15 protein-coding genes are annotated in these 13,563 nt (G+C 42.9%); 3 read left to right on the forward strand and 12 right to left on the reverse strand.

Annotated elements, in window-relative coordinates; all coding sequences use genetic code 11:
- Positions 1-24: 24 nt before the first annotated feature.
- Complete coding sequence (locus ACYQ5K_RS11450; protein WP_173689538.1) at positions 25-1,365, reverse strand: MATE family efflux transporter; 1,341 nt, start codon at positions 1,363-1,365, stop codon at positions 25-27.
- A 264-nt stretch (positions 1,366-1,629) separates the two neighbouring features.
- On the opposite strand from ACYQ5K_RS11450, the gene ACYQ5K_RS11455 reads away from it, so the two are divergent.
- A complete protein-coding gene (locus tag ACYQ5K_RS11455) occupies positions 1,630-1,842 on the forward strand; it encodes a hypothetical protein (RefSeq protein WP_173689539.1) in 213 nt (70 codons plus the stop codon).
- Between the two features lie 107 nt (positions 1,843-1,949).
- Here the strand turns inward: ACYQ5K_RS11455 and ACYQ5K_RS11460 are convergent, their stop codons facing one another.
- The 6 genes from ACYQ5K_RS11460 to ACYQ5K_RS11485 all read right to left on the reverse strand — a co-directional run bounded on the left by ACYQ5K_RS11460 (position 1,950) and on the right by ACYQ5K_RS11485 (position 5,966).
- On the reverse strand, positions 1,950-2,648 hold the full coding sequence (locus ACYQ5K_RS11460) for a metallophosphoesterase (RefSeq protein ID WP_173689540.1): 699 nt from the start codon (positions 2,646-2,648) through the stop codon (positions 1,950-1,952).
- Positions 2,649-2,652: 4 nt separating this feature from the next.
- The gene (locus tag ACYQ5K_RS11465; protein ID WP_173689541.1) at positions 2,653-3,186 is read right to left on the reverse strand and encodes an LOG family protein; all 534 of its coding nucleotides are present in this window, start codon (positions 3,184-3,186) and stop codon (positions 2,653-2,655) included.
- A 3-nt stretch (positions 3,187-3,189) separates the two neighbouring features.
- A complete protein-coding gene (locus ACYQ5K_RS11470; RefSeq protein WP_173689542.1) occupies positions 3,190-3,450 on the reverse strand; it encodes a hypothetical protein in 261 nt (86 codons plus the stop codon).
- Positions 3,451-3,561: 111 nt separating this feature from the next.
- Positions 3,562-4,518, reverse strand: a complete 957-nt coding sequence (locus ACYQ5K_RS11475) for a ketopantoate reductase family protein (RefSeq protein WP_173689543.1) — start codon at positions 4,516-4,518, stop codon at positions 3,562-3,564.
- Between the two features lie 122 nt (positions 4,519-4,640).
- Positions 4,641-5,564, reverse strand: a complete 924-nt coding sequence (locus ACYQ5K_RS11480) for an AEC family transporter (RefSeq protein ID WP_173689544.1) — start codon at positions 5,562-5,564, stop codon at positions 4,641-4,643.
- Between the two features lie 33 nt (positions 5,565-5,597).
- A complete protein-coding gene (locus tag ACYQ5K_RS11485) occupies positions 5,598-5,966 on the reverse strand; it encodes a VOC family protein (protein WP_173689545.1) in 369 nt (122 codons plus the stop codon).
- A gap of 284 nt (positions 5,967-6,250) precedes the next feature.
- Between ACYQ5K_RS11485 and ACYQ5K_RS11490 the strand changes: the two genes are divergently transcribed.
- Entirely contained in the window at positions 6,251-6,433 is a 183-nt protein-coding gene (locus tag ACYQ5K_RS11490; RefSeq protein WP_243259284.1) for a hypothetical protein, read from the forward strand.
- Positions 6,434-6,534: 101 nt separating this feature from the next.
- Here the strand turns inward: ACYQ5K_RS11490 and ACYQ5K_RS11495 are convergent, their stop codons facing one another.
- Entirely contained in the window at positions 6,535-6,912 is a 378-nt protein-coding gene (locus ACYQ5K_RS11495) for an SdpI family protein (protein ID WP_173689546.1), read from the reverse strand.
- Positions 6,913-7,454: 542 nt separating this feature from the next.
- Here ACYQ5K_RS11495 and ACYQ5K_RS11500 point away from each other — a divergent pair.
- A complete protein-coding gene (locus ACYQ5K_RS11500) occupies positions 7,455-8,525 on the forward strand; it encodes an ABC transporter substrate-binding protein (RefSeq protein ID WP_459777622.1) in 1,071 nt (356 codons plus the stop codon).
- A 108-nt stretch (positions 8,526-8,633) separates the two neighbouring features.
- Here ACYQ5K_RS11500 and ACYQ5K_RS11505 read toward each other — a convergent pair whose 3' ends face one another.
- The 4 genes from ACYQ5K_RS11505 to ACYQ5K_RS11520 all read right to left on the reverse strand — a co-directional run.
- Positions 8,634-9,338 (reverse strand): DUF975 family protein, encoded by a 705-nt coding sequence (locus tag ACYQ5K_RS11505; RefSeq protein ID WP_243259294.1) that lies wholly within the window; start codon positions 9,336-9,338, stop codon positions 8,634-8,636.
- A gap of 79 nt (positions 9,339-9,417) precedes the next feature.
- Positions 9,418-11,241: an ABC-F family ATP-binding cassette domain-containing protein gene (locus ACYQ5K_RS11510; RefSeq protein ID WP_173689411.1), complete on the reverse strand. Its 1,824-nt coding sequence runs from the start codon at positions 11,239-11,241 to the stop codon at positions 9,418-9,420.
- A gap of 175 nt (positions 11,242-11,416) precedes the next feature.
- On the reverse strand, positions 11,417-12,799 hold the full coding sequence (locus ACYQ5K_RS11515) for an NCS2 family permease (RefSeq protein ID WP_173689412.1): 1,383 nt from the start codon (positions 12,797-12,799) through the stop codon (positions 11,417-11,419).
- Between the two features lie 195 nt (positions 12,800-12,994).
- Positions 12,995-13,563: aldolase/citrate lyase family protein (locus tag ACYQ5K_RS11520; protein WP_459777623.1), on the reverse strand; the 569-nt coding region annotated here is incomplete at its 5' end.

The raw sequence follows: 13,563 nt of genomic DNA on the forward strand, positions 1-13,563 counted from the left end.
CCATGTAAAATCTATGTAAGAATTTTAAATCACCTGATGCTTCAGCCACTTTCTGCTGTGGAATCTCCACGAAAAAATAATCCCACGGAGTGTCCAGTCTGAAAACATTCCGATCCACACGCCCATCGCTCCGACACCAACTACCCGGATCATAAATACGCTGAGGCAAAAACGGCACAGCCACATGGTCGTGCAGGACGTGATCATTGAAAATTTCACATCTCCCGCCGCACGCATACCATAGCCCGGGATAAATGCCATAATCCATACCAGTGGCTTTACAATCGTGATCCACATCGTCATGTGGAAACACATATCCGCGCTTTCTTTTTCCATGTCGCCAAGAATCGTGATCGGCTTTGTCAGCGCAAATACGCTCAGACAGCTGATGATCAGAATCACTTCTGCGATCATGCAAAGCTTCTTGATATAGTAAACTGCTTCGTCCTTTCTTCCGGCTCCGATACACTGTCCAACAATCGTCATCAACCCAACTCCGACTCCGATTGCCGCAATTCCGTTCAGGTTTTCCAGAATACTCGTCATTGCCTGTGCCGCGATTGCCACTGTGCCAAGTGTTGATACGGAAGACTGAATCGCAAGCTTTCCAAGCTGGAACATACTGTTCTCTACCCCTGACGGGATACCGATACTCAGAATTCTCCGGATCATCCGGAAGTCCGGACGGATTTTCAGATAATCACGCACCACGATCGGCTGCCTGTCTCGACGCAGCTGGATCAGAACTACAACAGCACAGAAAACACGTGAAATCAGAGTTGCAAGTGCTGCCCCTGCAACACCCATATGAAATCCCCAGATCAGCATCGCATTTCCTGCAATGTTCATCACATTGGATATCATGGAAATGAGCATCGGACCTTTCGTATTATCCTGTGCCCTGAAAATCGATGCTGCCGAATCATAAGCCGCGATAAATGGAAAGGACAGTGCCGTGTAGAAGAAATAAATTTCCGACGCACGCATGACCTCCGCCTCCACTGATCCAAAGATCAGATGCAGCATCGGCTTTTGGAAAACAAGACAGATCAGGCTGATCACAACCGAAATTGCCGTAATAATAAACAGCACCTGTCTCGCGGACTCATTTGCCTTCTTCACATTCTTCTGCCCGATATACTGTGCACAGACGATCGCGCCTCCTGCAGCAAGTGCAGAAAATGCCTGGATCACCAGCACATTGATCGAGTCCACCAGAGATACCGCCGAAATCGCCGCCGATCCAACATTGCTTACCATCATCGTGTCCGCTGTTCCCATGATGGAGTTCAACAATTGTTCCAGAACGACCGGTATCAGAAGACCTGCGATCATTTTATTTGTGAACATATGCTTTTGTTCCATTTTCTTTTGACGCCCCTTTACCTACTGCTTCTCTTTTCTTTCATTCCTGATTTGAAATCATTTTTTAAGTCACCTTTGCCATTATGGTCTTTTTAATCTCATAATGCAAGTATTTTTTGTCATACATAATTCTTCCTTCTATCCATGTCTCTTCCTGTCCTGCATACTTTCCATCTGTCTGCACATACTACTCTTATCCTGCCCGGCAGCTTTTTAAGATTTTATCTTCTTCTGCCATATGGCATATCAATTAAGGAGGTTTCCATGAAAAAACAAAAACATTCTAAGATTTTATCTCGCGAAAAATCCAATCAGGAGATCATTGATTCCTACGATTATCTTTCCAATGCGGCATCTGCGCAAGACTGCACCGGACTGATTCCTTCCGGACCTGCAAGTAAAGCAGAACTGGAATCTTACGAAGAAGTCTATCATTATCAGCCACCAAAAATTGATCCGGATAATACTGCCACCTAAAATGTCTTGTCGCATCTGCCAAGTAAATAAGGAACAGCCCAGACATTTTGCCAGAAACTGTTCCTCTTATTTACGCAATCAGTACGTCCAAGTCCGGGATTTTCTCCCTATTCCAGAATCAATTCCGGCTTAAACTTCAGATAATCCCCCGATACCAGTTTATATTCAATTCCATTTACATATCCCTTAAAGCTGTCATCGAACCGTTCCTTCCCGTGGCAGTGTGAATAGATCACCTTTTCTGCACCATATTGCTCTGCCATCCGGGTAAACGGACTCTCTTCCTCTCCGATCGATGTCGGCGGATAATGCAGAAACATGATAAACTTCTGGTATCCTGCCTTTTTCGCCATTTCAAAAGAGACCCTCAGGCGCTCGATTTCCCGGCTGCGCAACTTTTCAAAATGTTCGATCGTATCTTTCCCTTCATAACAGTAACCCTTTGTCCCAACCAAAGCATACTCGTCATATGCATAAAAATTATTCTGGAGAAATTCCAGACGCCCTGCAAATAGCTCATTCAGTCGCGCTGTCTTCTTCGCATCCCAGAACATATCATGATTCCCACGAAGCAGAATCTTTCTTCCCGGCAGGTTCTCAATAAATTCCAAATCCTCCCGGCATTCTTCCAGGTTCCGCCCCCAGGAATGATCGCCTGTGATCACAAGTGTATCCGCCGATCTGATTCTTTTCCTGCAATATTTCTCTATCTTCTTTTCATGGTCTTTCCATTCCTGTCCGAAAATGTCCATCGGCTTATTCACAGAAAAAGACAAATGGAAATCGCCCATTGCATAAAGTGCCATCTGATCACTCCCCTACAAGTTCTCTAATCTCAGAAAGACTTTCTGCAAAATAAATCCCCTGCTGCCGTTTCTTAGAAGACAGACCCACCTGAATCATATGCTCCAGAAGCTCTTTCATACTGTCATAGTATCCATTCAGATTATAAAAAATACATGGTGCATCCATCTGCTTTAACGATACCTGGGACATCACTTCTGCAATCTCTTCCAGGGTTCCGGTTCCACCCGGAAATGCAATAAATGCCTCCCCAAATTCCATCATTTTCACCTTACGCTCGAAGATGTCCTTTGTCACGATCAGCTCCGTCAGTCCTTCATACTGAAAATCCTGTTCGATAAACATCTGCGGCTCCACACCGATCACGCTGCCGCCTGCTTCAAGGACACTTCCTGCGAGTTCGCCCATAAGACCTGTCTTTGAACCGCCATAAACCAGTGTATGTCCGTTTTCACCAATCCATACGCCAAGCTCTTTGACTGCTTCCTTTAAAGAAGGATCGTTTCCCTCATTTGCTCCAAGATAAACGGTAATCTTCATTTTCTATTCCTCATCAAAATCTACTTCAAATACGCCTTCCGGTGTCTTCATGGTCAGAATTCCAAGGTTAAAATCATCATCCTGAATCGTGATGTGATATTCAAATACCACATCATCCTCAAATTTGGAAAGCAAAATATATTCTCCATTTTCTTTTCCTTCAATCTGATCACAGATATCATCATATACATCCTCTCCAGAAATCAGTCTCGGATATCCGGATGATTTAATTTTCTTTTCGATTGCTTCATATAATTCGTTCATGCTTTAATCTCACTTTCTTTTTTCATTTTACGCTGTTCTTTTTACCAGAATCAGCTCGTACATCTTCTCTTCAAATTGCGCCTTTGACTTCTGCCACTTTCATAACCGGTTCTATTTTGACCAGGTCGGTTCTTCGTTCCCAGTATACTCAAACCTGCCATCATTTTTCTCTTCCAGTGCTTTGATCATATGGTAGGTATACTCATTATACGGCACCGGGATTCCAAGTTCCTCTCCCATCCGCACAAGCGCACCGGAAAACATATCAATTTCCGTATGGCGTCCGGCATCCAGATCCTGCAGGGTAGAGTATCTGGCTGATGGCGGAACTGCGCTTCCGCGTCCAGATGAGCTTTCGGTCTTGCTCATATCAATTCCTTTTGCTCGTGCTACCGCTTCCAGCTCTCGCTTTAAACCGTCACTGATTGCTTTCATATGAACACTGTCACGATAACATCCAACACCTGCTCCCAGAATCGCCTGCGGCAGATTGCTGCACACATTCAGACGGAACTTGCACCAGATTTCTTCCTGAATATATTCGGTTGACCGAAAATGAATCCCAGTATCCTTAAACAGCTCTTCCACCGCTTTCACACGCTCACTGTCAAACGGTGCAGATGGTTCTCCAAAAATAATTCCAAGTGTGGTCGGCGGATCAAAATGATAACCATCTTCCTCTTTATGTGAAGCCACTTTGATCAGTGCCGGTAACACATGCTCCATCCCCACTGCTCTGCCAATGATCTCTTCGCTGTCAACACCGTTCATCAGACTCATGATTGCCGTATGCTCGCCTGTTGCTTTTTGTATACTCTCCAAAGCACCTTCCAGTGAACCGTATTTCAAAGCAACCACCATCAGATCCACATCATGTGCCTCGTCCGGAGTCCACACCTCCGGATGGTAAATCTTGCCATTGATCGCACATCCGTTCTTTTTCAGACGTTCTGCTCTTTCTCCTTCAGCGATCACTCCAAGCCGGATATCTGATTTTTCAGAAAGCCCCCAGATCACATAAGAGCCTACTGCTCCCGCACCTAAAACTGCAACTGATTTTATCTTCATCTTCTCTCGCCTCGTAAATTTTCTATTTTTCAACCTTTCGGAGTACCCTTGCCAGATTGCCGGCAATGGTGCTCTTTTTCATCATGATTATTGGTCAGAATCTGCGTATTTGTAAATTCCTTCTAAAACAAACCAAAGCTTCCAATCAGTCCGGTCATGACTATCATACTGATGATGATCGATACACTGTTGATACAGCTTGCAAGCCCTTCATCTCCACCACACATTCCAGTATAAGCCGGCGCAATTGCACTTGTGGGTCCAAAACAGACCAGAACCAGTGTCTGCCGGATCACCAGATCATATGGAAGAAGGAAATAAATTCCTATTGAAAAAAGAACTGCCAGAATATAGCGCATTCCAAGTAAACGGAAAATTTCTTTTATGTACGCTTTCTTCATCTCAAAGCGGAATAAAAGACCAAGCATCATCATCGCAATAAATGCATTCGCATTTGCAATCGGTGATACAAAGGTAACAACCTGTTCCGGAATCTTAATTTTACACAATGACATTGCAAACATCACCACGTAAGTCATCAACGGTGGGCTTGTCAAAAGCCGCTTTGCAAACTGTCTGTAATCCATCCCATTCTTGCTTTTCGATATATATTCTGAGACAAAAGCATAAGAACCACCAGTACAGATTACGCTGTTCCCTACATCAAAAATGCATGCTGATACACTTCCGATCCCCGGAAGAAAACTCTGTACAAATGGAATACAGAATGTTCCGATATTATATGCCGGAAGTTCCAACATGTAAAGAGCCTTTTTCTCCGGTGTCTCTTTTTTCGTCATCCATGCTCCAACTACCATTCCCACGATGTCCAGTGCCATACCTAAAAAAGCAAGAAAAAGGAAGGATGACTGTATCGATGGTATCGCTGCAAAATTCACTATGATTGCCGCCGGAAGTGTCAGATTGATCAATAATTTTTTTATGACCTCTCCTGCATTTTGCTCAACAATTCCCGTCTTTTTCAATAAAATTCCAAGAACCATGACAAACGCCAGAGATGCTGCACGTAAAAGTACCGCTGCCATTTTGTTGTCCTCCTGATGTATGTTATTTTCTCTTTATCCCCGCATCGGTGTCCTGACTTCAATCAGATTGCCGTCCAGATCATAAAAACGGATCACTTTCTGTCCCCAGCTGTACGTCATCAGCCTGGTGACATATTTGGTTTCCGGATACAGTTTTTCTAATTTTTCAGTAAATGCTTCAATATTCCGCTCTTCAAAATAAAGTTCACAGGAATTATTCTCCGGGACAACTTCTTTTCCTGTAACATCCTTCCAGACTTTTTCGTCCTGTAAAACAAGTCCTTCTGTCAGAATAACGTTTCCATCATTGTCCAGAATGACATCCAGACCAAACAGATCATAATAAAATTTCTTTGATTTTTCAATGTCTTTTACGACAATCAGGATATTCCTTAATCTCATCTTCTCCTCCACAACCTGATTTTTTTACTCTATCAGTTTTTTTATTATACTTCCATCTATTTTTCTTCGCAATATACTTCGGAAATCAAAAATAATTCATCGACTTTTTTCTGATCTTCCTGGTAAAAAATAGGCTTCCCCTCTTTCAGCAGGAACATCCAAACATCAAATTAAACGTCTTTGAAGGAAATTCAAAAAACGTCATGACAACCAGCAATCTTCCTGCCAGCATGTAACTGGTCTCTGTTGGTTACGGTGCCGCTTTCATTTTGGGGACGCACCTCATGCATCATACATTTTCAAAACCGATTGACTGCTATAGTTTTGGTGAACCTAAAACCGTATCTGATTTTGTAGTGGCACACCGCCATGGAGGATATCTTCCATCCTATGCACACGACTTTATCCGGATTGCACGGGATTTATTCGACACCTCCAGTGCAAATGGGTTCGCTTCCCTGGAATAGCTACCGCAAATACTTCTGTGTCTTTTCCATTACGTTTTTCAGGATATCAATGTTTTGTAAAATATTTTCTTTTTCCAATGAATGATTGGCATCCTCCTGATTTATCTTTTATTTCCATATTTATCAAAATTTTTCCTGAGTGCAATCTCCGTCGGTATGATCGAACCCACCAGTGGAATCATCTGAAATACACACAAAATTCCCCCGACATTTCCTATGGCATCATTAGACTTTCCCATAACCAGAAATAACACAATTAAAGATACCACCAAAAGAATAAGTCCACAGATATACCAGATCTTTCCGCAATAATGATGTGCAAATACCCAGGTGTCCTGATTCTTCATTGACATTGATGTTCTGTAACCAAACACATAATTGATCTGATCCGGTGCTTTTTTCAAAAACATTTTTCCGAAGCCTATCATTGTAAACGGAATCAGTAAATCCATTATAAGCATAAAAATCCAAAATCCCACAGCCGCACCTCCATTATTTTATTTTTTTTCAGTTTTTCGCAGATACACACCCCAAATGTCTTATGTTTCAGTTTACTCTCTTGGGACAAATTAATCAACAAACCGTTTTCGGTTCTTGTGTATGGATTTTATTCTTTAATGTGACCCGGTACAGGATAATAACTAATACCACTGATAAAATATCAGCAACCAGTTGTCAGCCATTTATAAGCAAATATTATGGTGAAAGCTTGTGCTGATGCTCATATTACCGCCACTTTCAAGTGGATAGAGCATAATCTGGCGGAGTATGGTGTTTGCGAGAATTCTCTCGGCAGTACTGACGTTATTGCTGACAAAATTAAATAAGTAATTACACAATCAATTATTTATCTTCCAGATTACTCGGATAAATTATATGATAAAAACAAGGGACTTTCAGTTGCAGGTTGTTCTGGAGTTTCAAAATCTTCAGAGGAGAGCGATTGGCTATCAGGTAAAAACACCAATTTCACATTTTTTGCATATCTTAAATGAGAATCTTATACCACACAGGAGGACTTATGAAAAAAAATTTTATATCCTTACTTTTTGTTTCTGCTATAACTGTCGGCCTTTTATCAGCCTGCAGCTCTGCACCTGCCGATGATAATGCTACGAATTCTAAAACTAAAACCGTCACTTCCACAGCCAATCATGACACCAGTTCTTCTCCTGTCTCTGTGACACTGAACGAAGTCGCCCATTCTATCTTCTATGCCCCACAATACGTTGCGATTGAAAATGGGTATTTTGCGGATGAAGGAATTAATTTGACTCTTGTTACTGGTTTTGGGGCAGATAAAGTTATGACCGCCGTCCTCTCCGGTGAGGCAGATATTGGCTTTATGGGAAGTGAATCTTCGATTTATACTTACCAGGAGGGTGCAAATGATGTCATCAAAAACTTCGCCCAGCTTACGCAGCGCGCCGGAAACTTTCTGGTCGCACGTGAAGAAATGCCGGATTTTTCATGGGATGATCTGAAAGGAAAAGACGTTCTTGGTGGAAGAAAAGGTGGCATGCCGGAAATGGTCTTTGAATATATTTTGAAAAAAAACGGAATTGATCCGCAGAAGGATCTTTCTATCAATCAGAGTATTGATTTTGGTTCAACCGCTGCTGCATTTTCCGGTGGTCAGGCAGACTATACCATCGAATTTGAACCGAGCGCTACTGCCCTTGAAACTGAAAATGCCGGTTATGTCGTTGCTTCTCTCGGTGTTGATTCCGGCTATGTCCCGTACACCGCATACAGTGCCAAAACAAGTTATCTGAATGCTAATCCGAACATCATCCAGAAATTCACCAATGCCCTGCAAAAAGGAATGGATTTTGTTCAGTCCCACACTCCGGAAGAGATTGCAAAAGTCATTGCACCACAGTTCAAGGAAACCGATCTCGCTACAATTACAACCATTGTCAGCCGTTACTACGAACAAGACACCTGGAAATCGGATCTGATCTTCAAAGAAGAAAGCTTCAATCTGCTGCAGGATATTCTGGAAAGCTCCGGTGAACTGAAAGAGCGTGTTCCTTATGAAGAACTCGTCACAACTACTTTCGCAGAAAAAGCAGCAAAATCTTCACGTTAATCTGCCCTGAAATATTCATTAAAACAGTTATAAAAGCGCAGACACTGCATGTTTCCAACAGCGTCTGCGCTCCACTTTTTCACTTTAAGTTTTTCTGATTTTAACCTCTTACCGAATATACCCCTCCTGATAAGCCTTCTGCTTATTGAATGTGTACATCTCTGCAAACGATGCCTGTACATACGGATTTACATAAAAAATTGCAAGAAGTCCACAGGTAACCGCACTCAGCAGATACCATCCAAGGAATGACAGATCCATGATAAATGCTTCCATTTTTTCTCCATCCATCATCTGTTTACTGATCTGGAATGCTTCTTTGTAATCCATTGCCGGATTCTCAGCAATAATATATGGTACCATCAGATATTCATAATGCTTAACGATTCCAGGTACTACCAAAAGCAGACTCCAAAGTGCAGTAAATAAATCTCTTAAAAACATGGTAAGAACAATATTAACATAATGTCCGGAACGGAAACCGTCAAGCAATGTTCCGATTCCCGGCTGTGCAGTCTGGTTCAGGATAAAGAACCGGTATCCGCCCATTTTCAGGAGATTACCTACAAATACTTTTGCCACAAGGACAATCAGTATTACTACTGTTGCGATTCCTGCAAGCAATCCGGTAATCATTTCTGCATTAAATAAATTTCCACTATATATATCTGAATTCTCACTTACCCGTCTTGCACTGGATTCGCCAGAGACTGTGCCAAAGATTCCCATCAAAAGCGCAACTACAACGGCTGACACATAATTCTTCTTAAATGCCATATTGCCTCTCATTTTAAGTTCTGCTCTATTCCACATCATATGCCTCTCCTCCTTTGAATACATTGATATGATTCTCACTAACTATACTTTATCAGCTGTAAATCTGTCAATCACTTTACTGATTTTCTATCTGCTCTGCAAGATCATTCAGGTACACCCATCTGTCCATCTTTTCTTCCAGTGCTGTCTGTGTCTCTTCCTTCTCTTTCATAAGTTCGGACAGCTTCACTGAATTGGTGGCATTCTTAACCATCTCCCGATCCAGCTTTTCGATCGTCTCTTCCAGCTTTGCGATATCATCATCGATTGTCTCGTATTCCCGCTGTTCTTTATAAGAAAATTTCAGCTTTTTCACCCGCTGCTTCCAGGTCTTTTTGCTGTCAGACTCACCGGTCTGTGCAGAAGCTGCACCTGACATATTTTCTGCAATTGTCTGTCCGTCTTCCGGTTTTTCAAGCTCCACACGGATCAGATAATCAGAGTATCCGCCTTCTGACTGGCGGATCTTCCCGCCTCCTTCAAATGCAAAAATACGACTGACAGTACGATCCAGGAAGTACCGGTCATGGGATACAATCAGAATAATACCATCAAAATGATCCAGATAATCCTCCAGGATTGTCAGTGTCTGAATATCCAGATCATTGGTTGGCTCATCCAGGATCAGTACATTTGGTGCTTCCATCAAAACACGTAGAAGATAAAGTCTCCGTTTCTCGCCTCCGGATAACTTTTCGATTCGCGACCACTGCATTGCCCCATCAAAAAGAAATCGTTCCAGCATCCGGGACGCGGTAATCTTCCCGTCAGAAGTTGCAATGTACTCACCTGCTTCTTTTACATAATCAATGACACGCATGGATTCATCCATATATTCATTCTCCTGCGAGAAATATCCAATCTTGATTGTCTGTCCGATTTCAATGGTTCCGGCATCCGGTTTTACGATTCCGTTGATAATCTTGAGCAGCGTCGATTTTCCACATCCATTATGTCCAATAATTCCTATTCGGTCTTTCTTCAGAAAAATATAAGAGAAATCTTCGATCAGCTTCTTTTCTCCATAAGATTTGCAGATTCCGGAAAGTTCGATCGTCTTATTCCCCATACGGGAAGCCACAGAATCCAGCATTACCCGCTTTTCTTCCTGAATATCCTTCATCTCCTGCATGGCATGGATCCGGTCAATATGTGCTTTCTGTTTGGTACTTCTCGCCCTTGCGCCGCGGTGCAGCCATTCCAGCTCGGTCCGCAAAAGGCTTTTTCTCTTACGTTCTGTGGCAAGCTCCATGTTCTGACGCTCGGCTTTCAGACGCACAAACTCGGAATAATTGCCTGGATAGTTATATAATTTCCCATGATCAACTTCCACGATACGGTTCACCACACGGTCCAGGAAATAACGATCATGCGTAACCATCAGAATCGCTCCCCTGAACTGGATCAGATATTCTTCCAGCCATTCGGACATCTCATTGTCCAAATGGTTCGTCGGTTCGTCAAGAACCAGAATATCCGCCGGTGTCAAAAGTGCCCGGACAAGTGCCACCCTTTTCTTCTGCCCACCGGACATATGCTCAATCTTTTCGTCATAATCGGTAAATCCAAGCTGATTCAGCATAGACTTTGCTTCTGCCTCGATCGTCCAGCAGTTCAGCTCATCATAATTTCCTTCTGTTGCCGCGCGAAGAATTGTTGTTCCTTCTTCAAATACCGGCGTCTGCGGAAGATAGCAGGTCTTCACCTGATTCCCCATGCTGATCATTCCTGCATCACTTTCTTCGATTCCGGCTACGATTTTCAGCAGAGTGGATTTACCCATTCCGTTGACTCCGATCACACCGATTTTTTCATTTTCATTGATTCCAAATCCCACATCATCCAGAAGTACACGATCCGTGTAAGCTTTGGATACGTGTTCCATTGTCAATAAATTCATATATTTTCCCCTGCAATTCTCTGTTTTTGTCTTTTCCCATTATAGCAATTTGTACGGGGTCTAGTCAATCCTAAGTGTCTTACCCCGACACCGATTCTGACACGCAAAAAGCACAGGATCTCATCCGTTACCGGACAATCCCTGTGCTTTCGCATATCCCCATATTCTTTTTATCTTATAAGAAAATATATTTCAGGATAAACAATACCACCAGTACATACATCAGTACACTGATCTTCTTTTCTTTTGCTTTTCCTGTAAGCACGTTGATTACCACATAAGAAATCACTCCCATGGAAATACCTTCTGAAATACTATAACAGAATGGCATTGCTGCGATACAGATAAAACACGGAATTCCTTCGCTGTAATCACTGAAATTAATTCCTGCCACATTGCTCAGCATATAGAAACCGACGATGATCAGTGCCGGAGCTGTCGCAAAGGACGGAATTGCAAGAAAGATTGGTGATAAGAAAAGGGAAATTCCAAACAGGATCGCTGTTGTCAGGGATGTTAAACCTGTACGTCCTCCTTCTGTTACACCAGAAGCACTCTCTACGAATGTTGTTGTTGTAGAAGTTCCGAGTACTGCTCCAACTGTAGTTGCAACCGCATCTGCCATCAGTGCCCCTTTGATTCTCGGAAGCTTTCCGTCTTTGTCAAGCATGCCTGCCTTTGTAGATACACCGATCAGAGTTCCGAGTGTATCAAAAAGATCTACGAAAAGGAATGCAAATATTACAACAACGAATTCCAGTGAAAATACATTCTTAAAATCAAGCTTTCCAAATACCGGTGCAAGGCTTGGAATTGCGAGTCCGGAACTGAAATCCGGAAGCAGACTGTAGAATCCGATCTCCGGATTCGGTACATAAAGACCTGCTATCTGGCAGATGATTCCAAGTATCCATGTGATCAAGATACCCCAAAGGATATTTCCTTTGATGTTCTTAATCACCATGATTGCTGTGATCAGCACACCTATGATTGCAAGAAGTACAGTAATTCCAACGTTATTGAAGCTTGCTTCCACTCCATTTGCCTGATTATATGCATCTACGGAGAAGAGCTGTACCAGAGTAGATCCTCCGACAACGATATTCGCATTCTGAAGTCCAAGAAATGCAATAAATAATCCGATACCAACGCTGACTGCTGTCTTAAGACAGGTTGGGATCGCATTGAAGATCGCTTCTCTGACATTCGTCAGTGAAAGAATAATGAAGATAATACCCTCTGCAAATACTGCAGTCAGTGCAGTCTGCCATGAGTAGTTCATACCGATTACTACGGTATAAGCAAAGTAAGCATTCAGTCCCATACCAGGTGCAAGTGCAAATGGATAATTTGCAAATGCTGCCATACACAGCGTACCGATCAGTGATGCAAGTGCTGTTGCAGTAAAGACTGCCCCCTGATCCATACCCGCTGCGGAAAGAATGCTTGGATTTACTGCCAGGATATACGCCATCGTCATAAATGTCGTAATACCTGCAAGAATCTCAGTTTTGACGTCGGTGTGATTTTCTTTAAGTTTAAACACCTTTTCCAACATATTGTTTTCCTCCTGCTGTTTGTCTTGGATATTCCCTCTCACTCCTTAAAATATCCTCGTACAATTTTCTTGTAGCAGAGAATATTTTAGCAAAAAAAAGAGAAAAAGTAAACACATTACTTTCTCTCTGATTTCTAACTCTCTGATTTCTAACTCTTATTCGCCATTACTGTTCACAGTAGCTGTATCCCGTAACTATTTGCTCTCTCTGATCTTCTTTCTGAGCGGAAGTACCATTGCTGGAGAGACAGATAATTCGTCCAGTCCCATGGCAAGGAATTCTTCGGTCAGTTCGAGGTCGGCTCCGAGTTCGCCGCAGATTCCGATCCATTTCCCTTCTGCGTGGGCATTTTCGGCTGCCATGCGGATCATTGCAAGGACTGCCGGGTGGTGCGGATCGTAGAAGGCATCCAGCTTCTGGTTCTGACGGTCGATCGCCAGTGTGTACTGAGTCAGATCGTTAGTTCCTACGCTGAAGAAATCCACTTCTTTTGCAAGCTCACGGCTCATCATAACAGCAGCCGGTGTCTCGATCATGATTCCCAGTTCCACATCCTCACGGAACGGGATCTGTGCCTGACGAAGCTCTTCTTTGACCTCTTCTATGATCGCCTTGATCTGCTTCACTTCTTTTACCGAAATGATCATCGGGAACATGATGGCGATCTGTCCGTAAGCAGATGCCCGGTACAGGGCACGAAGCTGTGTCTTGAAGATCTCCGGTCTTGTCAGGCAGATACGGATCGCCCGGTATCCCAGTGCCG

Source organism: Allocoprococcus similis, assembly GCF_054660775.1.

Bases quoted from the DNA above. Each gene is read 5' to 3' on its own strand.
- ACYQ5K_RS11450 (WP_173689538.1), bottom strand. From the start codon at position 1,365: ATGGAACAAAAGCATATGTTCACAAATAAAATGATCGCAGGTCTTCTG.
- ACYQ5K_RS11455 (WP_173689539.1), top strand. From the start codon at position 1,630: ATGAAAAAACAAAAACATTCTAAGATTTTATCTCGCGAAAAATCCAAT.
- ACYQ5K_RS11460 (WP_173689540.1), bottom strand. From the start codon at position 2,648: ATGGCACTTTATGCAATGGGCGATTTCCATTTGTCTTTTTCTGTGAAT.
- ACYQ5K_RS11465 (WP_173689541.1), bottom strand. From the start codon at position 3,186: ATGAAGATTACCGTTTATCTTGGAGCAAATGAGGGAAACGATCCTTCT.
- ACYQ5K_RS11470 (WP_173689542.1), bottom strand. From the start codon at position 3,450: ATGAACGAATTATATGAAGCAATCGAAAAGAAAATTAAATCATCCGGA.
- ACYQ5K_RS11475 (WP_173689543.1), bottom strand. From the start codon at position 4,518: ATGAAGATAAAATCAGTTGCAGTTTTAGGTGCGGGAGCAGTAGGCTCT.
- ACYQ5K_RS11480 (WP_173689544.1), bottom strand. From the start codon at position 5,564: ATGGCAGCGGTACTTTTACGTGCAGCATCTCTGGCGTTTGTCATGGTT.
- ACYQ5K_RS11485 (WP_173689545.1), bottom strand. From the start codon at position 5,966: ATGAGATTAAGGAATATCCTGATTGTCGTAAAAGACATTGAAAAATCA.
- ACYQ5K_RS11490 (WP_243259284.1), top strand. From the start codon at position 6,251: ATGCATCATACATTTTCAAAACCGATTGACTGCTATAGTTTTGGTGAA.
- ACYQ5K_RS11500 (WP_459777622.1), top strand. From the start codon at position 7,455: ATGAAAAAAAATTTTATATCCTTACTTTTTGTTTCTGCTATAACTGTC.
- ACYQ5K_RS11505 (WP_243259294.1), bottom strand. From the start codon at position 9,338: ATGTGGAATAGAGCAGAACTTAAAATGAGAGGCAATATGGCATTTAAG.
- ACYQ5K_RS11510 (WP_173689411.1), bottom strand. From the start codon at position 11,241: ATGAATTTATTGACAATGGAACACGTATCCAAAGCTTACACGGATCGT.
- ACYQ5K_RS11515 (WP_173689412.1), bottom strand. From the start codon at position 12,799: ATGTTGGAAAAGGTGTTTAAACTTAAAGAAAATCACACCGACGTCAAA.